General features: G+C 42.4%; 20 protein-coding genes and 1 other RNA gene. 9 read left to right on the forward strand and 12 right to left on the reverse strand.

Going from position 1 to position 25907, the window contains the following annotated elements:
• Positions 1 to 63: 63 nt before the first annotated feature.
• The gene (locus MAE_RS23080; RefSeq protein ID WP_012267663.1) at positions 64 to 714 is read left to right on the forward strand and encodes a DUF3782 domain-containing protein; all 651 of its coding nucleotides are present in this window, start codon (positions 64 to 66) and stop codon (positions 712 to 714) included.
• 36 nt (positions 715 to 750) lie between these two features.
• Here MAE_RS23080 and MAE_RS23085 read toward each other — a convergent pair whose 3' ends face one another.
• The 7 genes from MAE_RS23085 to zds form a co-directional block, all read right to left on the reverse strand.
• A complete protein-coding gene (locus tag MAE_RS23085) occupies positions 751 to 2022 on the reverse strand; it encodes an MFS transporter (RefSeq protein WP_002795603.1) in 1272 nt (423 codons plus the stop codon).
• A 9-nt stretch (positions 2023 to 2031) separates the two neighbouring features.
• Positions 2032 to 2128: signal recognition particle sRNA small type (gene ffs / locus MAE_RS28025), an RNA gene on the reverse strand.
• 86 nt (positions 2129 to 2214) lie between these two features.
• Positions 2215 to 3351 carry a DUF58 domain-containing protein gene (locus MAE_RS23090; RefSeq protein WP_012267664.1) on the reverse strand — a complete coding sequence of 379 codons (1137 nt, stop codon included), beginning with the start codon at positions 3349 to 3351 and terminating at the stop codon, positions 2215 to 2217.
• 569 nt (positions 3352 to 3920) lie between these two features.
• Complete coding sequence (locus tag MAE_RS23095; RefSeq protein ID WP_002732125.1) at positions 3921 to 4778, reverse strand: IS5-like element ISMae4 family transposase; 858 nt, start codon at positions 4776 to 4778, stop codon at positions 3921 to 3923.
• An 847-nt stretch (positions 4779 to 5625) separates the two neighbouring features.
• Positions 5626 to 6645: a long-chain acyl-[acyl-carrier-protein] reductase gene (locus MAE_RS23100; protein ID WP_012267666.1), complete on the reverse strand. Its 1020-nt coding sequence runs from the start codon at positions 6643 to 6645 to the stop codon at positions 5626 to 5628.
• A gap of 147 nt (positions 6646 to 6792) precedes the next feature.
• The gene (locus tag MAE_RS23105) at positions 6793 to 7488 is read right to left on the reverse strand and encodes an aldehyde oxygenase (deformylating) (RefSeq protein ID WP_002796086.1); all 696 of its coding nucleotides are present in this window, start codon (positions 7486 to 7488) and stop codon (positions 6793 to 6795) included.
• Between the two features lie 229 nt (positions 7489 to 7717).
• The gene (gene zds / locus MAE_RS23110; RefSeq protein ID WP_002796087.1) at positions 7718 to 9178 is read right to left on the reverse strand and encodes a 9,9'-di-cis-zeta-carotene desaturase; all 1461 of its coding nucleotides are present in this window, start codon (positions 9176 to 9178) and stop codon (positions 7718 to 7720) included.
• 137 nt (positions 9179 to 9315) lie between these two features.
• Here zds and MAE_RS23115 point away from each other — a divergent pair, with 137 nt between their 5' ends.
• Both MAE_RS23115 and MAE_RS35915 read left to right on the forward strand, forming a co-directional pair.
• Positions 9316 to 11754 carry a glycosyltransferase family 39 protein gene (locus MAE_RS23115; protein WP_012267667.1) on the forward strand — a complete coding sequence of 813 codons (2439 nt, stop codon included), beginning with the start codon at positions 9316 to 9318 and terminating at the stop codon, positions 11752 to 11754.
• A gap of 702 nt (positions 11755 to 12456) precedes the next feature.
• The gene (locus MAE_RS35915) at positions 12457 to 12591 is read left to right on the forward strand and encodes a hypothetical protein (RefSeq protein ID WP_269453945.1); all 135 of its coding nucleotides are present in this window, start codon (positions 12457 to 12459) and stop codon (positions 12589 to 12591) included.
• A gap of 149 nt (positions 12592 to 12740) precedes the next feature.
• Here the strand turns inward: MAE_RS35915 and leuC are convergent, their stop codons facing one another.
• The 3 genes from leuC to MAE_RS23130 all read right to left on the reverse strand — a co-directional run bounded on the left by leuC (position 12741) and on the right by MAE_RS23130 (position 17871).
• Positions 12741 to 14141 carry a 3-isopropylmalate dehydratase large subunit gene (gene leuC, locus MAE_RS23120; RefSeq protein ID WP_012267669.1) on the reverse strand — a complete coding sequence of 467 codons (1401 nt, stop codon included), beginning with the start codon at positions 14139 to 14141 and terminating at the stop codon, positions 12741 to 12743.
• Positions 14142 to 14417: 276 nt separating this feature from the next.
• On the reverse strand, positions 14418 to 15416 hold the full coding sequence (locus MAE_RS23125) for an MraY family glycosyltransferase (RefSeq protein ID WP_012267670.1): 999 nt from the start codon (positions 15414 to 15416) through the stop codon (positions 14418 to 14420).
• A gap of 157 nt (positions 15417 to 15573) precedes the next feature.
• A complete protein-coding gene (locus tag MAE_RS23130; protein ID WP_012267671.1) occupies positions 15574 to 17871 on the reverse strand; it encodes a RelA/SpoT family protein in 2298 nt (765 codons plus the stop codon).
• Between the two features lie 220 nt (positions 17872 to 18091).
• Between MAE_RS23130 and patD the strand changes: the two genes are divergently transcribed.
• The 4 genes from patD to MAE_RS23150 all read left to right on the forward strand — a co-directional run bounded on the left by patD (position 18092) and on the right by MAE_RS23150 (position 22874).
• Positions 18092 to 18448 (forward strand): heterocyst frequency control protein PatD, encoded by a 357-nt coding sequence (patD, locus tag MAE_RS23135; RefSeq protein ID WP_012267672.1) that lies wholly within the window; start codon positions 18092 to 18094, stop codon positions 18446 to 18448.
• Positions 18449 to 18818: 370 nt separating this feature from the next.
• Positions 18819 to 20444 (forward strand): dipeptide ABC transporter ATP-binding protein, encoded by a 1626-nt coding sequence (locus tag MAE_RS23140; protein ID WP_012267673.1) that lies wholly within the window; start codon positions 18819 to 18821, stop codon positions 20442 to 20444.
• A 55-nt stretch (positions 20445 to 20499) separates the two neighbouring features.
• Positions 20500 to 20745 (forward strand): hypothetical protein, encoded by a 246-nt coding sequence (locus MAE_RS23145; RefSeq protein ID WP_012267674.1) that lies wholly within the window; start codon positions 20500 to 20502, stop codon positions 20743 to 20745.
• Complete coding sequence (locus MAE_RS23150; protein ID WP_041804317.1) at positions 20739 to 22874, forward strand: glycosyltransferase; 2136 nt, start codon at positions 20739 to 20741, stop codon at positions 22872 to 22874. The genes MAE_RS23145 and MAE_RS23150 overlap by 7 nt, the downstream gene beginning before the upstream one ends.
• 84 nt (positions 22875 to 22958) lie before the next feature.
• On the opposite strand, the gene MAE_RS33600 is transcribed toward MAE_RS23150, so the two are convergent.
• Positions 22959 to 23114, reverse strand: a complete 156-nt coding sequence (locus tag MAE_RS33600; protein ID WP_012267676.1) for a hypothetical protein — start codon at positions 23112 to 23114, stop codon at positions 22959 to 22961.
• 31 nt (positions 23115 to 23145) lie between these two features.
• Here MAE_RS33600 and MAE_RS23155 point away from each other — a divergent pair, with 31 nt between their 5' ends.
• Together MAE_RS23155 and MAE_RS23160 are read left to right on the forward strand one after the other, a co-directional pair.
• Entirely contained in the window at positions 23146 to 24111 is a 966-nt protein-coding gene (locus tag MAE_RS23155) for a M48 family metallopeptidase (protein WP_012267677.1), read from the forward strand.
• A gap of 247 nt (positions 24112 to 24358) precedes the next feature.
• A complete protein-coding gene (locus tag MAE_RS23160; RefSeq protein ID WP_002759637.1) occupies positions 24359 to 24625 on the forward strand; it encodes a DUF6761 family protein in 267 nt (88 codons plus the stop codon).
• 145 nt (positions 24626 to 24770) lie between these two features.
• On the opposite strand, the gene dacB is transcribed toward MAE_RS23160, so the two are convergent.
• Positions 24771 to 25658 (reverse strand): D-alanyl-D-alanine carboxypeptidase/D-alanyl-D-alanine endopeptidase, encoded by an 888-nt coding sequence (dacB, locus tag MAE_RS23165; RefSeq protein WP_012267679.1) that lies wholly within the window; start codon positions 25656 to 25658, stop codon positions 24771 to 24773.
• Positions 25659 to 25907 lie beyond the last annotated feature (249 nt).

Here is a 25907-nt window from a genome sequence, read left to right on the forward strand (position 1 = left end):
CTTCATGAATCGGCAAAATTTAGTAAAATAGTAATAGACCAAATCAGAGAGAAAAAATCATCTATGGCAACTACATCCGAAGACGTATGGCGACTCTTAGCCGAATTAACTGCCGCTCAAAAAGAAACTGACCGACAACTCAAGGAAACTGACCGACAACTTAAGGAAGTTAGTCAACAACAGAAGGAGACTGACCTACTATTGAAGGAAGTTAGTCAGCAACAGAAGGAAAACGCGCAACAACAGAAGAAAACTGACAAACAACTCAAAGAATTAGGACAGCAAATTGGGGGACTCGGTGCCAAATTCGGCAGCTTTACCGAAGGACTTGCCCTTCCCTCAATGGAAACGATTCTCAGACAACGCTTTGGTATGGAAGTTATCAGTCCCAGTGTGCGAGTCAGTAAAGAAGGACAACACCTAGAAATTGATGTTCTTGCCTATACCAATGGTGAGCTAAATATTGCCTATATCGTCGAGGTTAAAAGTCATGCCAGAGAGGAGTCTATTACACAATTAAAAAGTATTTTGCAACGGTTTCGCCGCTTTTTTCCTGAACACAAAGATAAAAAACTCTATGGCATATTAGCGGCGGTTCATGTATCCCCGGAATTACGGGAAAAAATTCTGCAAGAAGGGTTTTATGTGGCTCGGATTCATGACCAAGTATTTGAATTAGATATTCCCGATAATTTTCAACCTCAAACCTATTAAATAACCCTGCCCTAGGAAAAACTTTTTCAGTAAGCTTTATTGTAATTGTCCGCGCAGAGCATAACGATCTTTTTCTAAGCCGAAAGCGAAGAGAAAAGAATGGCATATAGTGGGGTTAGAGAGAGTAAAAAAGAGAAAGAGAGCGATAACAGCTAATCCTGACGATAAACTAAACATAGTTTCGTAGGAAATTGCTAAAACCCCCAGAATTGGACCGGCTAAGGCTGTTCCCACATCAAAACCGCCGATACAGATAGAATAGGCCCGGCCGCGTTCTTGGGGCCCAGAGCGATCGGAGATTAAAGCCAGTAACATAGGGAATAAAATCCCCCCTCCCGTACCTTCGAGGATAGCGGCTAAAATTAAAGCGGAGGAAGATCGGGCAGAAGATAGAACCAACATGGATAAACCATAGCAAAAAACGCTAATAGTGATGAATAAACCCCGTCCATAGCGATCACTGGCTCCTCCCGACAAAATCCGTCCGATTACCCCCGATACTGCCGCACAACTGTAGAATAGACCGGCACTGAAAGGGAGCTGATTTTCGAGGAGAAACAGGGGTAAAAAAGCGACTAAACCGCCGAATAAAGTGCCAACCAGCAGAAAAACTAAGGTGGGGACTAAAAAAGCTCGCTCTTGACATAATGCCCAAAAACTGCGCTCAATTGTCTGATTTTCTGCCTTCATTTCGGCTAATTTTTTCTTGAAGTCCGGTTCTTGAATGGAGAAACCAAAGAGAAAGGCGATCGCTCCTGAAGCGGCGGAAACTAGAAATAAACCGTTATAACCGATCGATTGGTAGAGATAACTGCCTAAAGCTGGACCGATTCCCATGCCTAGGGGTGCAGTTAAGCTCATATAACCAATTATCTCTCCCCGTTGACGAACGGGGGAAAAATCCACCACTAGGGTACTGTAACCGGTGGTAAAAGCGGCGATACTGAGACCATGGTAGGCGCGGACGGCGAATAAAGAGGAAAGATCGCGAAAAAATAGATAACCGAGGGGTGCGGTAGCGGCGACAATAGTTCCAAATAAAACCACTAATTTGCGACTGCGGCGATCAACTAGATTGCCTAACCAACTGCGCGATAAAATTAAACCGATAGCAAAGGCCCCCATGACAAAACCGATATCTTGTTTGCTACCGCCTAGGGAGTCAATATAGGTGGGGAGAGTGGGGAGGAGAGTGGTAATACTTATCCAGAAAAACAGCGCCGTGACGAAGAGGAAGAGTAGTTGACTACGAGTCTCGGCAGTAAGCGATCGAAAAGTTTTGAAAGCGTTCACAACAGCGACCGTCACAGGCAACAAAAAGACCCGGAGATCACGCCAGTCACAAGCATCCTGTATTGCTGCTACCTTCCGGTCCTGACAAGGTTAAGGCGTTGCGATCGCATGAGTCCGAGTCTTTTTTATCATAACATCTTTTTCGGGGATACGGGCATTTTTTTCCGGAGAATCTCCTCTCAATCTAGACTGTGAACAGAAATTTCCTCAACGAGGGGGTTTTTGCAATTGTTGTTGTAGAGAAGTTTCCGGTTCGATCGCCAATCCGCTAAACTGTCGGATTAAGAGTGAAGGACTCTCCCTAGAATCGGCAGCGAGGAAAAATAACCAACGGCTGCCGGGGGTGAGTTGTTCGATGGAATTGAAGTTACTTGTCAACCAAATTACAGGTAAATTAGGCAGATTGGCATTTTTTTGACTAGCTTTTGCCTCTATACCGGCTAAAGTTTCTAAAATGATCCTCTCCCCCTGAATTAAACCCGTTTCACCGGTCCAGAATTTCACATTTAATTGCCGACGATGGGCATAAAAATAGAGGGAAGCAGCGGCAATAATCGCCCGTTCAAAACTGTCTTCTTGCCAATCACAGAGGGTATCGAGACAGATAATCACTTCCTGTCCTCCCGTTAACACTTCTAATTCCCGAATTTGAAATTCTCCCAAACGGGCGCTAGTTTTCCAGTGAATTAAACGGGTAGAATCACCCTGGCGATATTGTCTCAGGTTACGGGTAAGTCCTTGACTAGCCTTTTGATAATAGCGATTATTCTCTAATGTTTGTTCCATCTCTTGACCGAGGGAATCGATCAGGGGACATTGTTGTAAGGGTAAAATTTGGGGATAAACTAAAGCTTTAGCCGCTGCTTGCTGACAACGACGACACCAAAATAAACCGAGAGGGGCCGCTGTTCTTAATTGTACTTCTTGCCAGTGATAAATACCCCGTTTACTGGTGGGTAAATAATAGGTCCAACGATGGCAACTTTTGGGGGCAATCGTTTCTATTGGGGTTATTTTTGGCTGATCGAGAACTATAGGCAGGATATCTGTCACTTCTAACAGATTTATCGGCTGATTGCTAGTATTTTCTATCTCTAGGCTAATACTAAGATCGTCTCCCGCACTTACGGGTACAATGGCAAGACGACGCACTTTCAGGGGAAGAAGGGAACGACGGGGTAAAATTATCGATAAAATTAAAACAGCGATCGTCGTGCCACAGATAGCATACAACCATCCCGCCATGGTATTGGTCGCAGCTCCGAAAAAACAGAGGGTAATGCCAATGATTACCCCACCACCGTAAGCGGGTAAAATACCGCGATCTTCTAACCAAGTTTTCATCGGGTTTAGTGGTTTTGTCGTCTTTGCTAGAAAGCTAAAAATCAGGCCCACACTTCTAGAATTACCCCAAAAGCCCTGAGAAACTATCACAGAGATCGGACTGATCAGCCAAAAGATTTCTATCCCTTGCCACTATTGTTATTTTTCTTAACAAAACTTAACAATTGATGGCAAAATTTTGCTTGCTTTTGTCGGCAGATTTTGGGATAATATTTTTAAAAGAGTTTATTCATAATGGTAATCTAAGCGTTCTGCGATAAACACGACCATCCCATTATAAAACAATCATAACCCAAGCCGCCGCCAAAGTCAAGCACTCACTCCTAATTATTAGAACTCTTGCAAATTAATTATATGTTATAATGATGGGTTAACTAATTTTCCCCAAAAAATTAGTTAATCAGTACATTCGTCCTGAATGAAAACTTGAAGTTTAACTTTTAACTCAAAACTCTTTAGAGCTGCTTTAATTTGGTTATCAAAACCTCTTTATTTAAGCGGCACAAACTATCTCAATTTTTATAATTGAGAATAAATTCTCCTTGACTTGATTAATCTTTAGGCAACTTTTAAGAAGCTGCTATACCTATCCCTAACTCACAGTTATAAATAGCCGCCAACAAGTTAACTCTTAAACTATATCTTCGACGACGATTCCGATATTTACAGGATAAGATTTTAAAGATTTTGAGTTTCCTATTTATATGTTCAATGATAATCCTTTCTTTAGCTAAAGCCTTGTTATACTCTTTTTCTAACTCTGTTAATTTTCTATTTTTCGATTTCTTTTTCGGTGTATAACTATTACTATGGTATGCAGCTATTCCCTGATAACCACTGTCTTCTATGCTGGTAGTTAAAGGATGAAAACGAACTCGACTTTTTTTAAATAAACTAAAATCATGACCTCTACCTTTCCCACAGAAGACACAGATAATTTCCTCTGTATTTTGATCAGCTACTAATTGGGATTTTAAAGTATGATAACCTCTTTTACCCGAAAAAAAATCTTTCTGTTTCTTTTGGGGGCGTTCAATGGGAGTTTCCGTTACATCCATTACCGTTATGACCGGTATCTCTGCTTGATTGAGTAAAGCTTTTTTTCCTTTTAAACGGAAGTTTCCCGATTGTAAAAGCATTTTTTCCGTCTTATTTACAATCCGACATATAGTTGATTCTGATAGTTCCCAGCTTGTACCAATGTGAAAATATGTTCTATATTCTCGCCAATATTCTAACGTTACTAAAACTTGTTCTTCTATAGATAGTTTAGGTTTCGGTCCCCTTTTAGATGGTGAATTAGAGTCGGCTTCAACACTTTTTACTGATTCTACCATCTTTCTATATGTTTGTTTGTACACACCGAAACGGCGTTTGAATTGTTCATCTGATAAGTTTTGATAATCCATAATTTTGCTAATAAACATAGCAAAATTATAGATGATTTCCTGACCTAAGATCACATTTTATTCTTTTTTCCACTTCAATCTAAGAATTGAGAAAAAAGCAAAACCTTATATTATACCATAAAAAAATTATGCAAGAGGTCTATTATTAGATTTCTTGCATAATTAATTTTTGAGAGTTCAAACTCACCGTTCGCTCATTTCTCGAACCGAAAATTTGATAAATTGTCTCAAATACAGTCTAGCAAACGCATTGAGCGTTCTATTCGAAATTTATTAGTACAAAAAAACCATTTGGAAGTTAACGAATTGATCAGGGTTTGAGCGAGTCAATTGGCGATCGCATTCTCGGATTTTCTGCTTACCTTATTCGCTAAAAAGCATACAGGATAAAGGTAACAGCAATTTTAAAACCCTTCCCTTAAAAAATTAAGCGAACAATGAGTCGAAGGCTCTGCCTTAAAGTAGTATTCAGGTAGAACCTCAACAAAGCGTTCCCAGGTAGAACTTGGGAACGAGCTAAAAATCAGCCCCACATCTCTATAATTCCCCCAAAAGCCCTGAGAAACTATCAAAGAGATCGGACTGATCTGTTAAGGGAGTTCTCTTCCTTGCCACTCTTAGGATTTTTCTTAACAAAACTTAACAATTGATGGCAAAATTTTGCTTGCTTTTGTCGGCAGATTTTGGGATAATATTTTTAAAAGAGTTTATTCATAATGGTAATTTAAGCGTTCGGTGATAAACACGACCATCCCATTATAAAACAATCATAACCCAAGCCGCCGCCAAAGTCAAGCACTCACTCCTAATTATTTGTCGCCTAAAACTTCTAATTCCGTGGTCGGTGGGGGGTTGGGGATATTAATTAAAATAACAAAGGTTGAAAACCGTGTTTGCGGGAAGCTGCGCCGATTTGTTCCATTTTAGGGACGGTAATTTGATTGCGTCCCCAGGAAAAATTAGTTTGCCAACCCTCCAACTCCAATAAAATCGCCTCGGCAAAACAGGCAAACATTTGACGAGAGGGAATATCCATATTAACGATTTTCATAATTTTCCAGTCAATATCGAGGGAATGCTCGACAATGCCGCCCTTAATCACCGAAATATCAGGGGCATTTAACACCGTGCCTAAATTTTTCGGATAACCACCATCAATAATAATACAGGGGCGCTTGAGTTTATCTGGATCAATTTCCACCCCTTTAGGCAGACTAGCCACCCAAACAATGATATCGGCCAGGGGTAAAGCCTCCTCTAGGGGAAGAATTTTACCGCGTCCTAACTCCTCTTGCAGAGATTGTAAACGCTCTTGATTGCGTGCCACACATATTAGTTCTTTTGTATCGGTTTTTTCATTTAACCAACGACAAACGGCGCTGCCGATATCTCCAGTTGCCCCACAAACCACGACGGTAGATTGAGCTAAATCGATGCCCATTTTTTCAGCGAGGGTTTCCACCTGAGTGCAGATGACGTAAGCGGTGTGGGTGTTACCGGTGGTAAAACGGCCAAAATCTAGCTCGATATTCCGCACCTGTCGATTATCTTTGAGATTAAATTCCTCGAAAATAATTGAAGAAAAACCGCCGAGTGCGGTGATATTGATATCACTTTTTTGAGCGAGTGCCATGGCATTTAGCACCTTACGAATAGCAGACTTTACCCAACGATTCGACAACATCTCTGGTAAAAAACAGGATTCGATATATTTTCCTCTGATGGTTTGCCCCGTGATGCTGGTGACATGAAAATCATCGACAATTTGCGGGGGGGCAGCACACCAAAAATCTAATCCCTGGTTAGCATATTCAGGATAACCTAGATCGTCGGCGACCGATTGGGCGTGTTCTAAACTGGTAAGATGACCTATAAGACCAAACATTGATTGTTCTTTCGTTAGACTAGATGGCACTAGATAAAAATTAGGATATTGCTAAGAAATCGTTAAGACTCTTAAATATAATACACAAAAGAGCCGCTCTGTGTTGAGCGGCAGCAGGGGAAAAAAAGAAATCTCGATGCTCAAGCTTTAGACAGCAGTTAATCCGTAGGCAGACATTCGCATAATATCACGGGTGCTGAAACCGATATTGCTTAAAGCTTCCCCGTAGCTAATCATGAAGTCTTCCACGAGGGCCTCTTTTTCCATACCGAGGACGCGAGCATCATTCTCGACTTGATTGAGCATTCTCCAGACAATGGGTAGATTAGCGCGATTTGCCGCTTCTAATTCCTCTTTAGCGGTTTCAAAGTTCGCTTTTAGCCATTCTTCGCCAAAATTGAGGTGTAAATATTCGTCTTTAACTACGCCTTCAGTAATTTTACGCGCAAAAGGATCAGCAACGGGAATATAAATATTATAGGCAGCGATCGCGAAAGCTTCGATAATCAAAGATTGGATTAATAAACAGGTGACAACTTTACCTTCTGCGTAGGCAATTTGGAAGTTATTGTGCAGAGAGGAAAAGAATTCTCTGGCATAATCCATATCAGGAGTGATTTTCAAATTTTGGCCGCAAGCTTGAAAACCTTTCATGTGACGGTTTTCCATTTTTGCCAGACGGTGTAACTCTTCTTTGTTATCGGTGAGGATGTCTGCTAATTGAATATAATTGCTATTGGCCTCGTATTCGCCTTCAATAACGATGGCATTAATGCGACTATAGGCTGATTTATAGGTTTCGCTGGTGAAATCAAGCTCTAATGGTACAGCAAGCTCTGGCATAAACTCGATTGACTCCTATTTCTGACGAGATTTTTCCGACGTTCTTTCCAGTCTAGGGTAAGCCTTCTAGATGGAGTTATCTTTTTACGAGTCTAGCTCGATCGGTCTTTTTTGTATAGCTTGGCCTGAGAGGCTGACTTCCCAAGTTAGCTATAGCGGTTATCTTTTGCCACTGAAAACAAATCTAGAGGCAATCCCTTCTCAAGAGAGGAGATTGCTGGCTGTTTGCTCAAACCGTGGCTAAAGATTTCCAGCGCTCGGCCTGTTGTAAGATTGCTTTGGCTGCCTGTTTACCCGATAAAGTGGCTCCTTCCATGCTATCAATGTAATCCTGTTGGGTATAACTACCAGCAAGGAAAAAGTTAGCAATAGGAGTCGCTTGCGAGGGACGATAGACATCCATACCAGGTGCTTCCCGATAGAGACTCTGGGCCAATTTCACCACACTAAACCAAGTCATCTTTAACTCCTGCGAGGAGGGAAATAACTTATGGACCTGCGCTAAAACGTGACCGGCAATATCTTCATTTTTAGCTTTGATAAAAGGATCCCCGGGGGTTAAAACTAACTGTAATAAAGAGCCTTCTCCGGGGCGATAATAATCCCTAGGACTGGTGAGAGCAAGATCTGCAAAACAGGAAAAATCCGCTTGGTGGGTGTACAAAAGATTGTCAATTCCCACCGCTTTTTGCAGTTGTCGGCGTTTTTCGGCATCATTTAACTCCGTCACCCAACCGTCAAAACGCAATTGTACCGTAGCGACGGGGACGGCTTCTAGTCGAAAAATATTGTCAAAAATCGGCATTTTTCGCCAATCTTGGGGAATAAGACGCTGAACACCGGGGACATCACCAGCGCAGACATAGGCATCTGCGGTGATAGTTTCCGTGGTTTCTCCGTTAGCGACGATCATGCCATTAACTTGCAGATTTTCGCCCTCTCCAGAATAGAGAATTTCCCGCACCTGACGACGGGTAGAGATTTTGGCACCCCGGGCCTCCAGATAGTTAATAATCGGTTTATGCAGGTATTCGTGGGGGGAACCTTCTAACATCCGCAGGACGGAAGCTTCGGTTTTAGCGGCGAAAAATTGGAAAATCGTCAGCATACAACGGGCTGAGATATTTTCCGTATCGATAAATCCTAAGGCATAGGCGATCGGATTCCACATTTTTTTTAAACTGCCGTCATTACCGCCATGGCTACGAAACCAATCGGCAAAACTAATCGAGTCCAGCTCCCGAATCGTTTTCATCGCTCCTTGGAAGTCTATCAGACCGCGGACGATGGGACTTGTACCTAAGGCCAGAGAATTAAAGATTTTATCGGCTGCTGAGAGTTGGGAGGAGGTAAAAAAGGCTTTTAAACCGTTAAAAGGCGCACCTGCGGCGAAACGGAAGTCTAATTCGCCGATTTTTCCCCCTTCGTTGATAAAAGTGTGGGTGTGTTCTTTGAGCAGTAGGGATTGAAAAGCGCCCACTTTTTTCATTAACTCAAAAAGATTATAGTAACAGCCAAAAAAGACGTGCAAGCCCATCTCGATGTGATTACCGTCCGCATCTACCCAACTACCGACTTTTCCACCGACAAAGGGACGAGATTCTAAGATTTCTACTGTACAGCCCGCATCGACCAGATCGATAGCTGTTGCCATTCCCGCTAACCCTGCACCAACGATCACCACTCGCATTTGTCAAGTTCCTGTTACAATTTTTCACTAAATCTTTATTTTACCCCGATCGGTCTGGTGTTTCTTGCGGGCGATTTTTTCAGGGTCGCTTGAGGGCGTGGCAAAATAATTGAGAGTTGCACTAGGGAGAAGTCATTTTGAAGCGATCGCTAGATGGGAGACAGGGATTAATTATTGTCAGTATTATATGGATATTGGGGATATTAGTCGATAGATTCTGGTTTAGTCTCGATCATACTATTCCCGCTTGGGATCAGGCCGATTATCTCAACGGTGGGATTATCTATACCCAAGCTTTCCAAAATCCGCGCTGGTTTGATGGGGATTGGTGGCGCAGTTTATGGCTAATGTCCCCGAAAATTCCCCCTTTAACCTATCTTTTAACGATTCCCTTCTTTAATCTCTTTGGTATTAGCCTTGATGCGGGTATGTGGGTAATGGCTATCTATAGCGCCCTACTGCTCTTTTCTGTGTACGGATTGGGAATTATCCTCTTTAATGGGACTGTAGCACTCTGGGCGGTCTTAATCTGTCAATTTCTACCCGGTTTATACTATTATCGCCTCGAATATCTCTTAGATTTTCCCTTAGCGGCAATTGTAACGTTTTCTTACTTTTGCTTGACATGGTGGCGATTTAGTGGTCAGGGCTGGCTAAAAGCGATCGCTGTGGGGATTGCTTGCGGTTTAGGGATGTTAGTCAAACAAACCGCCCTATTTTTCCTCTTTTTACCGATTTTGTGGGTATTGGGCGAAAATCTCCGGCGAAAACGTTGGGGCAATCTAGCGCAATTAATGCTCAGTTTTTTGACGGCAGCATTGTTAATGTTTCCCTGGTATCGGACGAATTGGTTATTAATGTTAACTGCGGGCAAACGTGCCACGGTAGATTCGGCGATTTTGGAGGGAGATCCGCCCCTTACCAGTCCAGATGCCTGGACATTTTACGCCCAAGTTTTACCCTATTTTCTTTCTTGGGTATTGTTATTAGTTCCCCTGGTGGGATTATTAATCTCATTAAGTCATAGAAAAACCGAAGATAAGGTTAATCGTCCTGTGTGGATTTGGTTAGGAGTTTTTCTGCTGGGGGGATACCTATTATCATCCCTAAATATCAATAAAGATGCTCGTTATATTTTGCCGCTTTTACCGACTTTATCCTTAATTTTATCCGTTGGTTTATTATCTTGGCGCGGTCGTTTTGCCCCCGCTATCCGTTGGGGAACGATAACTATTGCCGCTATCCTCACCAGTTTAAATTTATTCCCCTTGGGGGGAGATATAATTACTAACGTTTTCAGTCCCGAATTACAACACCATCCCTATTTAAAAACCGGCTGGCCACAGGAAGAAGTAGTTAAAGAGATTCTAGCCGATTCTCCCTATCTTCGCAGCACCCTAGGAGTTTTACCTTCCACCCCCGAATTAAATCAACATACTCTCTCTTTCTACGGTGGTAAACATAATTCCCAGGTTGCCGGCAGACAGGTGGGAGTTCGGGAAGAAGATATCGAAAAGGATGTCAATTCTTTAGATTGGTTTTTAACTAAAACTGGTGAACAGGGTTCCGTCCCCGATGTCCAGAAAAAAATTGTTAATCGAGTCGCCACCGGGCCAGATTTCCAAGTGGAGAAAACTTGGCAGCTACCGGATGATAGTACCCTTTCTCTACACCGTAAAATATATCCTTCCGTCACGGTTAAACCCCTTGGAACTGCTCCAATACAGGTGGAATTAAGAGAGATTGCCATTGCCGAAAAAGCCTCTCCTAATCAACCAATTCCCGTGGTTTATAAATGGGCAGGAGACTGGCAACAATTAAAGTCAGGGATAGTGATTTTAAACTGGCAAGAAGTGGACGGTAAGGATTATTGGATGCACGATCATGGTATTGCTATGGGGGGATTAATGGCAGAAAAATTAACTCCAGAAGAGCAACAAAATGGTTTTGAAGTTACTGAAAAAACCGCCATGCAGTCGGCAGCAACCCCCGGAGTTTATCGCTTATCTGCTGTCTATCTCAATCGGGAAACTGGCGAAACCTATCCGATTAAAACTAATGCTCAAATTACTATCGATCCTCAAGTTCCCAAGTTAGCAACGCCCCAATTAGATTTAGTCACCCAATTGCGCTTAAAGTCTGCTAATATTGGTCAAGGATTAACGGGTATTGAGCCAATTTTTGAGTTAACTAATCGTATCAATCAATACGATTCTATTCAGGATTATGTGCTGCAAGCAGACAAGGCTTTTTCCTATCGTTTACAGCAACAAAACCCCCCCGATAAATTATCTTTAGCCTACGGATTAGCAATTTCTAAGGTACTACAACAGGATGTGGCAGGGGCAATAAAAGCCACGGAGGAAATGATTAAAATTGACCCCTATAATCCCTATCATTATGCTTATCAAGGTTTTATTTATCTCTACGATTGGCAACCGCAAGCAGCCCAAAAAGTCTTAGATAAAGCTAGACAATTAAATCCCGATAGTGAGGAAATTAAGACTTTAAATGCAGTGGCTGCCTTGATGGGGGGAAATCTCGTTAAAGCTTGGCAATTATGGCAATCAAATTAAAATAGAGTGGGAAGTGGGGTGTAGGGTGTGGGGTGTGGGAAGTGGGAGGTGGGGGAGTGGGGAAGTGGGGAAGTGGGAAGAATAAATAAAAATAATCTCCTGACTCCTGACTCCTGACTACTGACTCCTGACTACTGACTCCTGACTACTGACTCCTGACTCCTGACTTCTAACCCAATGTTGGACAAAGATAAGTAAAAATTATTGATTTACTGCAAAAACTTGAGAATATTTAAATTAACATTCCGCAATATTTATAAATTCTTAAAAATTAATTGAGAAAGATTTTTATTTAACAACGATGTTATGATGGTTACAGCGATTTTACTGAATTTCATAATGGGTTATTCTGTGCTTTTTTGGGCAGCAATGGTTGAAACCCTTGCCACACCTAGAAGGTGATCCTAATTAAGACGGGTAAATCAGTCAATTTCACCCACAACGATGATCTTTTTTTTGTGTAGTTTTATTGCAAAAAAAAAGTTTTTTTGACAAAAAGCACAAAGTATGATAATTAGTCGTGCAAAATTAATTTCCTAGTCGAGACAGAAGACAGAAGACAGGAGACGGGAGACAGCTATTAGGGATCGGATTTGAGTTTTCAGTTCTCTGTTTGCTCACATCAGCAGAAGTCTCACGGAGTAGTGGCTTAGATGTGTAATTAATTTTGCTTAGGTACTTAATAACCCAAGGTATTTCTGGTTGCGAGTAATTATTGTAGAGAAGGGAGAGGGGTGTGGGGTGTGGGGTGTGGGGTGTGGGGTGTGGGGTGTGGGGTGTGGGGTGTGGGGTGTGGGGTGTAGGGTGTGGGGAGAAGCTTTTTTCAGTGATCAGTAAACAGTAATCAGTGAACTGAAAACTCACATCTGACTCCTGAATACTGACTCCTGAATACTGACTCCTGAATACTGACTCCTGAATACTGACTCCTGAATACTGACTCCTGACTCCTGACCCCAGTAACAAACTTTTTCAGCAAACCCTATTTAATTTAACAACTCCCGGGGATCGGTGACTTCCCCTTTAATCGCTGCCGCTACCACCATCGCCGGACTCATCAACAAAGTACGCCCGGAAGCGGAACCTTGACGACCTTTAAAATTACGATTGGAGGAGGAGGCGCTGATCTGATCTCCCTGCAATTTATCAGGATTCATGGCTAAACACATGGAACAGCCAGCCTCGCGCCATTCAAAGCCCGATGCTAGGAAAATTTGGTCTAATCCTTCCGCTTCCGCTTGTTTTTTGACTCTTTCGGAACCGGGGACGATAAAAGCTTTCACATGGGGGGCAACACGATGACCTTGGGCAAATTTGGCCGCTTCGCGCAGATCACTGATCCTGCCGTTAGTACAGCTACCGACGAAGCAGACATCGATTTTTGTGCCTTTAATCGGGGCGCCGGGGGTGAGTTTCATGTATTGATAGGCTTCCTCTGCGATCGCTCTTTCACTTGCCGGTAAACTTTCGGGAGTGGGAATGACTTCGTTAACCCCGATTCCTTGGCCCGGAGTAATCCCCCAAGTAACTGTGGGTTCGATTTCGCCGGCATCGAAGACCACCACATCGTCATAAACCGCATCGGCATCGCTTTTAATGCTTTCCCACCAATTAACCGCACTTTCCCAGTCTTTGGGCGCAAAATCACGACCTTTGAGGTAATCGTAGGTGATTTGATCGGGGTTGATATAACCACATCGGGCCCCACCTTCGATCGCCATGTTACAAATCGTCATCCTTTCTTCCATGGACATCCGTTCAATTGTACTACCAGCGTACTCGTAGGCATAACCAACACCGCCTTTAACGCCTAATTGACGGATAATATGGAGAATTACATCTTTAGCATAGACTCCGGGGTTTAAATCGCCGTTTACCTCCACTCGACGCACTTTTAATTTCGATAGGGATAGGGTTTGGGTAGCAAGAACATCGCGCACTTGGGAAGTGCCGATGCCAAAAGCGATCGCCCCAAAAGCGCCGTGGGTGGAGGTGTGGGAGTCACCACAGGCGATCGTCATCCCCGGTTGGGTTAGACCCTGTTCAGGAGCGATCACATGAACTATGCCCTGATTGCCGGAACCGATGCCATAGAAAGGAATATGATTGGTTTGAACATTAGTTTCGATCGCTCGGATCATTTCCTCGGCCAAATCGTCAAGGAAAGGACGTGCTTGATTTTCGGTGGGGACGATGTGATCGACGGTAGCAATAGTCCGTCTGGGAAATAATACTTTTAAACCTCTTTCTCTTAGCATCGAAAAAGCTTGCGGACTGGTGACTTCATGCACTAGATGCAGTCCGATAAATAATTGTGTCTGTCCACTGGGAAGAATCTTAACCGTGTGTGCGTCCCAGACTTTATCGAATAATGTTCTTGCGCTCATTGACTTTGGAATGATAGTCATCTCCCTAATCATATCAGCTAACCCCGGCCGATAAATATTAATTTTTTCTTTTCTCTTGGTTAGGAGGGATAATAGATAAATAGCTCAGTTTTTGCCAGATTAAAACCATCGGTTTTTGAGTGAAATAAAAGACTTTCGCTAATAACTATTTGAGTGATTAATTCTGCTCCTTACCCCCCGTTTCCTATAATCTTTCAAGAGGATTTAGTATAACATTCTCTTGATTTCACTCTAGGAACCATAGCAATAAAAAATTTATTCTTTTCTTGTCACCGCTAAATTATGCTTGCTAACTCTCCTGTTCAGATAAATTTCTCCGAGAACAATTAATCCTAGAATCAGAGGTAAACTCAGCCATGCGCCTAGGTTTCCTAAGTAGTTAATACTAATAGCAATCAGGAGAGTTACCCCCATATAAATAATTGCTACTTGTGGATGAGACAAGCCAGATTTTTGTAATCTTTGATAAAGGTGACTGCGGTGAGCTTGGAAGATATTTTCCCTTTTTAATAATCGACAAATAAGGGTATAAATAGCATCACCAATCAGAGGTAAAGTGATAGTTAAAGCTGACCAAGCCTGACTTTGATTGCCCTGGTTATTAAGTAAAACCATAGCGACAATTGCCCCTAGACTGGTGCTACCCACATCACCCATAAAAATTTTCGCTGGCGACCAATTCCAGAGGAGAAAACCGCCTAAAGCCGCCACCAAAAGCCATAAAATTGGTTGCTGAAAATAGAGAGCGAGAAATCCTAATTGTACCGCCGTACAGCCAGCCACCAAGCCATCGAGACCATCCATAAAATTATAAAAATTAGTCATCGCGGTCAGGCCGATAATTGTGAGAATAATAGCCAAAACTTTGCCGCCAAAACCCAAATCTAATAGCCACGATTGGGGAAAAGCACCGAAAAAAGTGACCGCAACACTAGCGGAGGATAACTGCACTAAATAGCGAATACTAGAGGGAATACTGCGACGATCATCGAGAAGGCCGATAATAATTAAAGGAGTCAGGGACAACCACAGGGGAATAAGAGGTAGGGAAGGAGGAAGGAGAAAATAACTGAGGCCGCTGGTAAGAGCAAAAGCGACGACAAAACCGAGTCCACCCCCCCTAGGTGTGGGTTGACTATGGCTGCTACGCTCATTGGGAATATCTAACAATTGTTGGCTAAAACGTTGTTTAATCAGGGCAACCACCAGAAAACTGATCAGAAAACTGATGACTGAGAGTAGGGATAATAACATAGGGATTTTTGCGCTCAGATTAATTATCGATCCTACGTTGTTCGGTGACAAAAAGTGCCGATATTGCCATCGTGGTTTTAGTCAGTGTCAGCATCGCACTTCAACAGCTAAGGCACTCCAGCGTTTGGGGAATATGAGTAGAAATTTTAGGTTCACCCTACTCTCGATCGCTTTTTACCTGACTGATGCGACGAACGTTTAAAACATCGCTCATCAGCTTAATTTGAGTAACACAGCGTTCAAATTGTTGCAGGTCTTTTACTTCAATTTTCAGGGAAATTAAAGCGGGTTTACCGAAATTAGTCTTAACTCCGGCATTGCGAACGTTAATATTTTGGTCACTTAAACGAGAGAGAATATCTTTTAAAACCCCGACGCGATCGATCACTTCAATCTGAATATTTACCGGATAAGTTGGATAACGTCCCTGGTCATCTATAGGATTCCAACTAACAGGAATTAAGCGTTCAGCTTCGGCTTTTTCCACATTCGAGCAGCCCTGACGGTGAATAACAATGCCTTCCCCCGCATGGGCAACTATACCAGTAATATTTTCCCCTGGTAAAGGACAACAACAACCGGCTAAACGATAGACTAATCCCTCCACACCGGCGATCGGTGATTTACTAACGGGTAAAGCCCTTTGAACGGGAGAAGGTGGTAGAATCAATTGGGAATCAGTTAGGACATCGGGCGGATTTTTGGCCGTTAAAATTTCCTGTTGATTTTTAACTGTTTCTTGCAGACGATTAACCACATTTTTTAGGGTAACTTCGCCGTAACCCAAAGCCGCCAATAAATCATCTACTGCCACATAATTGCACTGTTTAGCCACCGATTGCATTCGTTCTGATTTTAGCAGGGCATCGAAGCCAGTTTTACCCAATTCTTTCTCTAATAAATCACGACCTCGGCTAATATTTTCTTCTCGGCGCGATTTTTTGTACCATTGCCGGATGCGATTTCTGGCGCTAGGAGTAACGACAAAATTTAACCAATCTAAACTAGGGTGACTATTTTTGCTGGTGAGAATTTCCACCAGATCACCATTTTGCAAGGGAGCATCAAGAACTGACCATTTACCATTAATCCTTGCCCCTTTCATCTGATTACCTACTTCGCTATGAATATGATAGGCAAAATCTACCGGTGTCGCGCCTTGGGCTAGGGCCACCACATCACCTTTGGGGGTGAAAACATAGATATCTTCTTCAAAGAAATTATTTTTCAGGCCATCCATGTATTCTTGGCCATCTTTAAGGTCTTTTTGCCAGTCGAGCAGATTACGCAGCCAAGCGAATTTTTCATCCGCAGCGGTTAAAGTTGTTTGACTAGAACCAGTTTCTTTATACTTCCAATGGGCTGCAATCCCGTATTCAGCAACATGGTGCATTTCTAGGGTGCGAATCTGCACTTCTAGGGGACGGGCATTTAAACCAACAACGGTGGTATGGAGGGATTGATAACGGTTAGCTTTTGGTAAACCGATATAGTCTTTAAAACGGTTAGGAATCGGGGTAAATTGGTCGTGAACTATGGCTAAACAACGATAACATTCCTCTTTGGTTTCGACGATAATGCGGACGGCGGCGATATCATAAATCTGCTCGAATTCTTTGCCTTGATTGTGCATTTTATGATAGATGCCGTAGAGATGTTTGGGGCGACCCTGTAAATCAAGAACTTTTATGCCAATTTCTGGCAATTTTTCCCGCAATGTGTTAGTGACGGTTTCGATGCGGGCCTCTCGATCGATACGTTTTTCCGATACCAATAACTGCACGGCGCGATAAGCATCGGGTTCGAGATATTTAAAGCATAAATCTTCTAATTCCCATTTAAATCTGCCAATCCCTAAACGGTTAGCCAGAGGAGCAAAGATTTCTCTAGTTTCTAGGGCGATGCGTTGCTGCTGTTGCGGGTTGAGGTGTTCGAGGGTTTGCATATTGTGCAGGCGGTCGGCTAATTTGACCACGATGACGCGGATATCTTGAGCCATCGCCAGGAACATTCGGCGAAAATTCTCCGCTTGCCGTTCAGTTTTGCTAGAAAAGTTGAATTTGGAGAGTTTTGTCACCGCTTCCACCAAATTACGCACCTCAACACCGAATCTAGCCTCGATTTCTTCGGGGGTGACTTCCGTATCTTCCACCACATCGTGAAGGAATCCCGCCGCGATCATTGCCCCATCACCCCCCAGATCCCGCAGTAATCCCGCCACGGCTATGGGATGGGCGATATAGGGTTCCCCGGATTTGCGATACTGGCCCTCGTGGAGTTTGTGGGCGAAATTAAAGGCCCGACAGATTAAATCGATATCGGGATTCTGGGGGTCGTTTTCGTAGGTAATCAGACATTCTTTCAGCCAATCGGGTAAAACTAACGCTTTTTTCGGTTCCGTGGCCCGGGGAAGGACGGTGAGGGTTTCTGGTTGGATGGCAGTGATGGCGTTCATGGTTAGATCGGGGGGATAATAGGGGGGGGGAGACGGATAACTAGAAAATTATTAGGCCGAAGCGATGCCAGATTACTTAACTCTCTAACACTGGAATCGGATCGATCGGCGAAAAGGGCGGGATTCTTTTAAGTTTTTGTCTCTGGTCAGGAGGAGGACTTGCAACCGTGACGGCAAATCGTTAATCTTATGTAACAAATTCTAACGCGCTTTGTATTGGATGCTACCGACAAATTACCATCAAGCCTACAAATCTTTGTTAAGAAAACTGGAGGATTTCAGTCTTGCCCTTCTGGATGGGGATGCTTCCACGGGGTTACAATCTTTTCAAGCTTTACAAACCTGTCTAGAGGGGGAGATATTGTCACTAAATGATGACAATTTCAGCCCAGAGGTGGCTAATCTTTGGCGCGCGCTCCAGACGGAACTATATCGATCGTGGCGATTGCTGGAGACGGATTGGTTATTTTTGGCCTCGGCGCGGCAAGGACGGGAGAAACGTTTACAGATAATTAGCGATCGAGTGGCGACTTTAAAGGGGTATTGTCGGGTTTTGTTAGGGGAAGTTGTCGATTAAGCTACCCGCGCATTTAAATTGCTTGTTGAGATGAGGCAAGAGGCAAGAGGCAAAAGTAAAGGGATTGGGGGGAGATTCAGCTAATCTAAGGATAGGCGGTTAAAATGCGTCTTAGATTAGTAACCCTCTTGCATAATTAGTTTTTGAGAGTTCAAAAACGGCAAAAATAAGGATTAAATTGCATAAAATCTGTAAATAGACTATTTAATTGATTATTTTTCATTCTTAATTCTCCTGACGACCGACTCCTGACGACCGACTCCTAACCCCACCAACAAACTTTTTCAGCAAACCCTAATTAAATGCTCGATCGCCGTTTGTGTGGCATACTTGACCCTAAGTCCTAACTTTTATCGTTACCGATCACGTCATGTTGGAAATTAAAGACCTAAAAATTGCCTACCCGACAGAATTAAGTTCTCCCTCTTGGGCGATCAATGGGGTATCTTTTAGTATAGGCAAAGGGGAAACTTTGGGATTAGTGGGTGAATCTGGTTGTGGAAAATCGACCATCGGTAAGGCTATTTTAAGGTTATTACCCAATCGCACTCACGTGGAAGGTGAGATTACCTTTGAAGGGCGATCGCTTTTATCTTTATCTAGCAAACAGTTAGAAAAATTTCGCGGGGAAGCGGTGGGATTAGTCTTTCAAGATCCGATGACGCGACTGGATCCGCTGATGACTATTGGCGATCATTGTGTGGAAACTTTGCAAGCTCATCGGACGGATTTAACCTATCTTGAAGCTAAAAATGAAGCTTGTACTTTCCTAGAAAAAGTGAAAATTCCCGCTAATCGTTGGTCCCAATATCCTCACGAATTTAGCGGGGGAATGCGGCAAAGAGTGGCCATTGCTTTAGCTTTATTATTAAACCCTAAGTTAATTATTGCCGATGAACCCACCACCAGTTTAGATGTGACGGTTTCGGCGGAAATTCTGCGGGAATTAAAGCGTTTATGTAGCGAGGAACAGATGGGATTATTGTTAATTTCCCATGATTTAGCGATGGTGGGAGAATATTGCGATCAATTAGCGGTGATGAAGGGGGGCAAAATTGTCGAATCGGGAGCGGTAAAAACAGTTTTTAATACACCTCAACACCCCTACACTCGTTCTCTTTTGGCCGCCGCTTTACACCTACAGTTACGGGAGGAAAAATCAACGGCAATTCAAGGCAAGGAAACGGTGTTAAAGGTGGATAATTTAAAACAGTATTATACCCTAGAAGGTAACTTTTTAGATAGCTTTTTAAAGAAAGACAAGAAATTTATTAAAGCGGTGGATGAAGTCAATTTTGAACTGTATCGAGGGGAAATCTTCGGTTTAGTTGGGGAGTCGGGGTGTGGGAAAAGTACCCTATCGCGAACCCTATTACAGTTAATTAAACCCACCGGGGGAAAAGTGGAATTTTTAGGAGAAGATTTAACCCCTTTGTCGGCGGAAAAAATGCGTCCAAAACGGCGCTTAATGCAGATGATTTTTCAGGATCCCCTCGCTTGTCTCAATCCTTTAATGACGGTGGGAGAAAGTATCGCCGATCCGCTTTTTATCCATCAAAAAGTTAATCTAGAAACGGCTAAAAAACAGGTTTTAGAAATGTTAGATCGAGTCGGTTTAACACCAGTAGAGGAATTTTATCGACGCTATCCTAGAGAGTTATCGGGAGGACAACAGCAAAGGGTAGCCATTGCTCGCGCTTTAATTACCCATCCAGAATTAGTTATTTGTGATGAACCGGTTAGTATGCTCGATGCTAGTGTCCAGACACAGGTTTTAGAGTTAATGTTAGAGTTACAAAAGTTATTTAATCTAACTTATTTATTTATAACTCATGATCTTTGGTTAGCGAGATTCCTCTGCGATCGAATTGCGGTGATGACTGCGGGTAAAATTGTTGAAATGGGTGACACTGAACAGATTTTTAGCCATCCCCAACACCCCTACACCCAAAAATTAATCGCCGCAGCCCCGAGAATTTATCCCGACAGCAACTAAAATCGCTCTAGGGGTTTATAATTGTTATTGTCTAGATATAGTTAGGAAAGAGAAAATGGCCAGACAACTTCAGATAACTCTCCCTGAAGATACCATGCAACTTCTCGATCGATGGTTGGCGAGTAGTGATTATCCTGAAAAAGAATATAATAATTTAATTCATGAAGCGATTAAATTATATATTATGGAACAACAGAGAAACTACCTCGATCAACAATTAAAAGAAGGAGCTATTGTTAGAGCAGAAAGAGATTTAAATTTAGCACAATATTGGTTTTCTCTAGAGGAAGAATTATGGTAATAATGATTATTTTTAAAGTTAAAAAACTGCTCAAAAAATTTGTCTTTAGTCTCCAAGAGGAAGGATGGAAACCAGCACTCAAAAAGACGAAACGAAAAATTATTAAAATTCTCACAGGAAAGAGTTCCTCTGAATTTGAAGAACAGGTGATCGAAAGTGCTAAATTAGCTGAACCGCGGCCCCTAGAAATTGCCAGCAGTGACAATCCTTTAGTCTCGATTATTATTCCTATTTATAACCAATTTGCCTACACCTTTAACTGTCTCGAATCCTTGAGTGTTAACCTAAGTTCTGATTTAGCTTATGAAATAATCATTGTTAATGATGCTTCCAGCGATGAAACCTTAGAACAATTAGCAACTTTAGTTAAAGGAATTAAAGTATTAACTAATACAGAAAACTCTGGTTTTATTCGTTCCTGTAATTATGGGGCTAGTCAAGCAAAAGGTCAATACCTATATTTCCTCAATAACGACACTCGTATTCTAGAAAATTGTCTAGAAAGTTTATTAAAATTAATTATCAATAATCCCCAAGTTGGTGCGGTGGGTTCCAAGTTAATTTATGCTAATGGTAAACAACAAGAAGCGGGGGGAATTATCTGGAATTCTGCCGATGGTTGGAATTATGGACGCTTAGATAGTCCCGAGGAACCAGAATATAATTATGTGCGTCCCGTGGACTATTGTTCGGGGGCCAGTTTATTAGTTCCTACGGAATTATTTAAGCAATTAGGTGGTTTTTCTCAAGACTTTATCCCCGCATATTACGAAGATACAGACTTATGTTTTGCCCTCCGAGAATTGGGTTATCAAGTCCTTTATCAACCCCAATCTAACGTCATTCACTACGAAGGAATCACCTCGGGAACAGACCTTTCCAGTGGGATCAAACAATATCAAGTTATTAATCAAACTAAGTTTCGAGAAAAATGGTCAAAGGTATTAACTAAACACCTAGATAACGATGCTAATAATGTACCCAAAGCTGCCCGACGTTTACAAGGAAAACCGACAATTTTAGTCATCGACTCCTACGTTCCACTATATGATCGAGAATCCGGCTGTGTGCGTTTATTAAATATTCTTAAGCTGCTGCTCAATTTAGGGTATTCAGTCATTTTCTTTCCCGATAATGGCTATCCTGAACAACCCTATACTTCTGTACTGCAACAGCTGGGAATTGAAGTTATTTATGGCACACCACAAAGATATAATCTAGAAGAAAAATTAATCAAATATTTACCCCTGATAGATGGAGTTTGGTTGTGTCGGCCCGAATTGTGCGATAAGTATATGGATTTAATTCGCTTAAAGACAAAAGCACCAATTATTTATGATACAATTGACCTGCATTTTCTACGTTTAAAACGACAAAAAGACTATCTTGATACCAGTTACCAAAATACTAGCTGGAGTTGGCAAACCTATCAGAAATTAGAGTTAAACTATGCTAATCAAGCGGAAGCAACCGTGGTAGTAACCGAAGACGAAAAGCAGGTATTATCCTCTTTAGGAGTGAAAAATGTTTGGGTAATCCCCAATATCCATGAAGAAATTTCCCTGTCAGAAAAAGTTGCCTTTGACCAGCGAGCCGGTTTAGTATTTATTGGTAGCTACAATCACCCTCCTAATATTGATGCCGTTAAGTGGTTATGTTTAGAAATTATGCCCTTAGTTTGGGCATCCCGTCCCGATATTACCGTTAATTTATTGGGAAGTAACCTCAAGGATGAAGTGAAAGAATTAGCCAATGATCAAGTAATTGTCACCGGTTATGTTCCCGAAGTAGAACCCTATTTCCAAAAGAGTCGTGTTTTTGTCGCACCCCTGCGATTTGGTGCGGGAATGAAGGGTAAAATAGGTCAAAGTCTTTCCCTAGGATTACCGACTATTACCACAAAAATTGGTGCCGAAGGTATGGGATTAATTGACCACCAAGATGTTTTAATTGCCGATACTGCCGAGGAATTTGCCCAAGCGGTAATCGAACTCTATGATAATATGGAATTGTGGCAAAAACTCGCTGATAATTCCCTAGAAACTATTAAGAGATACCAACCCGCTACCGTGCAAACTAACCTACAAGCTTTGTTATCAAATCTAGGAATTGTTGCCAAGGATAGTTAACAAGAAAAAAGCTCATTTCTCCCACAGGTCTATTCTATGTCACCAAATAAACTCTAGAATCCGCAATTTTGCAGACTTAAAAACCTATTGAGAGACATTACTGATTTGATAAACGCCAACTGTTTCTAGAAGTAATTCCTGACTATAATGCCATAAGTTGCCTCGAAAAAGTTGACAGGACAATCTTAAAAACTTGGCAATTAATGCCCGTTTATTTCTGACTAACGACTGAATTATCATTTTTCCCTTTCCCCTTTTTCCTTGAAAAAATATGCCAACTTATCCTGATATCTCCAGTCAAGCTTTTAAACATCCCCTAGATCAGCAAGCTGAACAGGCCTTAAGATCAGTTCCGGGGTTTGACTTATTAGCGAAAAGTTTTTCCGAATATCTCTATGAACGTCCCCAGCAAATTTTATTAATGGGCAATGATCTAAAAGTCAGCCCGCGTCAATACGCCACTTTATACGGCATCTATCGCCAATGTCTGCGGGATTTAGATATGTCCCCAGAACCGAATCTTTATGTCAGTCAAAACCCTTCAGCGAATGCCTATTCTTTAGGTTCGGAACATCCCTACATTGTCCTTAATACTGCCCTTTTAGACCTCTTAGATGAAGAAGAAATTAGGGTAATTCTTGCCCACGAATTAGGTCATTTAAAATGCGATCATAGTATTTTAATTCAAATGTCTTTTTGGGTGATGGGGGCGGCTAATTTTCTTGGGGGCATCACCTTAGGACTAGGAAAAGCCATTACTACCGGTCTAGTTTATGCCTTTTATGAATGGCGCAGAAAAGCCGAATTATCAGCAGACCGAGCCGCTTTATTAGTTAGCGATGATTTAAATTTAGTCCTGAGAACTTTAATGAAATGTGCAGGAGGAAGTCAAAAATACCTGCATGAATGCAACTTAGAAGAATTTATTCGCCAAGGGGAAGCCTACCGACAATTAGACCAAGATAACCTAAACCAGATTTATAAATTTCTCATTTATAATGGCGGTAATGGTTCCTTTTTAACCCATCCTTTTTCCGTGGAAAGAGTGCATTATCTACAGGAATGGTTTAACTCGGAATCCTATCGTCAAATTCGCCGGGGAAACTATGCCAAAACAGGGGTTAAAAGCTCAATTAATGTTGATGCTAATGATAGCGAAAGCGAAAGATTGAGGCGACAAATAGCAGAACTACAAGCGGAAATTGAACGGGCAAAAAGACAAAGAAACCATGAATAATCTATACGAAGGCAGGAGGCAGGAGGCAGAGGGCAGGAGGCAAAAGGCAAAAGGCAGCTTTGTTCTCCCCACACCCCACACCCCACACCCCACACCCCACACCCTTTACTGATCACTGAAAATACCCTCGTCTGTGTTTTGCCAATTTGGTGAGTACAATAGAGGTATCGGAGACCGAGAATAGCAATTCTCCCTACGATGATCCATAAACACTTACCCCCACTCTCTTTTTTTTGTTCTACTGCCCATGCTCCAAGATACCCAATCCATTCGTTACTATCAAAGACTCACCGATGACATGGTGGATCTTTGGCACCGTGGCTCGCGTTTTGATGAGATCCGGCTATATGTAGAAGGCTATTTAGCCTGTTTACGCCATTCTAGTTCCATAGAACCCTATCTAATTCATCGTCTCGAAGAAGAAATATTTCGTTTTCTGCGAGATCCCTCTAATTTTGAATATCTCTCCCCCCAAACCCAAACCCAAACCGAAGCAGATTATGGCTATTATTAACCCCATCTCGGGTTAAGGGAATTTGGCCATCATTCCGCCCAAAAAATCGGATTGACTCGCGAGAATCGCCCCGGGATTAGACCTCTTGCATCGGGCAGAATTGAGGAGTTAGGAGTCGGGAGACAGGGCGATTTTTACCAGCGCTCTACCGAGCTTGACAGGAACGAGATTCGGTCATCTGTAGAACAATAGTATCGATCGCTTTCACCAGAGCCTGTCCGGAAACCCGTTGATTATTAACGATAATGCTAAATAACATCGGTTCTTGGTTGGGGTTTTCTAGATAACCCGATAGGGCCCGCACACCGGTAAGAGTGCCAGTTTTAGCGTAAACTGTGCCAGTAGCGGCCGTCTGACGCATTCGGTTTCTCAGGGTGCCACTAATTCCCGCTACCGGTAAGGAAGCATAGAAAGTGTCGCGATTAGGAGAATAATACATCACCCGCAAAATTTCCACGATCGAGCGGGGAGTAGCGGTATTATGGCGGGATAATCCTGAACCATCGGCTAAACGAAAACCACTGGGATTGATGCCCAATTGTGCCAAGATGGCAGTAACATTTTTAGAACCGCCGATAAAGCGAAAAAGAGTGTCAGCGTAGAAATTATTACTTCTCTGATTAGTGATATTAACCCAATCGCGCAGGGATTTTTTTTGAATTGTCGTCTCTGGGTTCATCACTTGTAAAGCGGCAGCCGTGGTAAATAACTTTGTATTAGAAGCAGGGATAAAATAGCGATCAGCGTTATGACTATAAATAACTGTTTGGCGATCGATAGATTCGATTAATATACCCCACTGATTGGGAGCTTGACCGATAATTTTATCGATATTTGCCCCGATCGATTGAGTACAGGTATTATTGGTGTTATTGTTTTCTGGCGGGGGAACGTATAATTCTATGGATTCGTTCGACGAGGAAGGAGCGGGATAAACAGACAGATTAACTTGAGCGATGCTAGGATAGGCCAAGGCGATAGTGGCTACACTGGCCACTGTCAACGAATTGAGGCAATTGAGGAGTTGTTTCATGCTGTGTTTGTGTAAGAGTCTGGTTTCCGTAAGCGTTCGCCCTATTGTACCAGTTGCTGCTCAAGTGTCAAAGTTACCTTTCTAACAGATTTTAGCGGCTAATGCACACCAATGCCAGAGAAGAAAGCTGGCAATAGCCCGGAACTGCACTGATACCCCTTCTCAAGACCAGTTGGAATTTTTCTGGGTTCCAAAATCGTGCTATTTTGATACCGTTGACATTGCTGGTGACAATTTGGGGATAATAAA

The sequence above is a fragment of the Microcystis aeruginosa NIES-843 genome (assembly GCF_000010625.1).
In the GTDB taxonomy this organism is placed as follows: domain Bacteria; phylum Cyanobacteriota; class Cyanobacteriia; order Cyanobacteriales; family Microcystaceae; genus Microcystis; species Microcystis aeruginosa.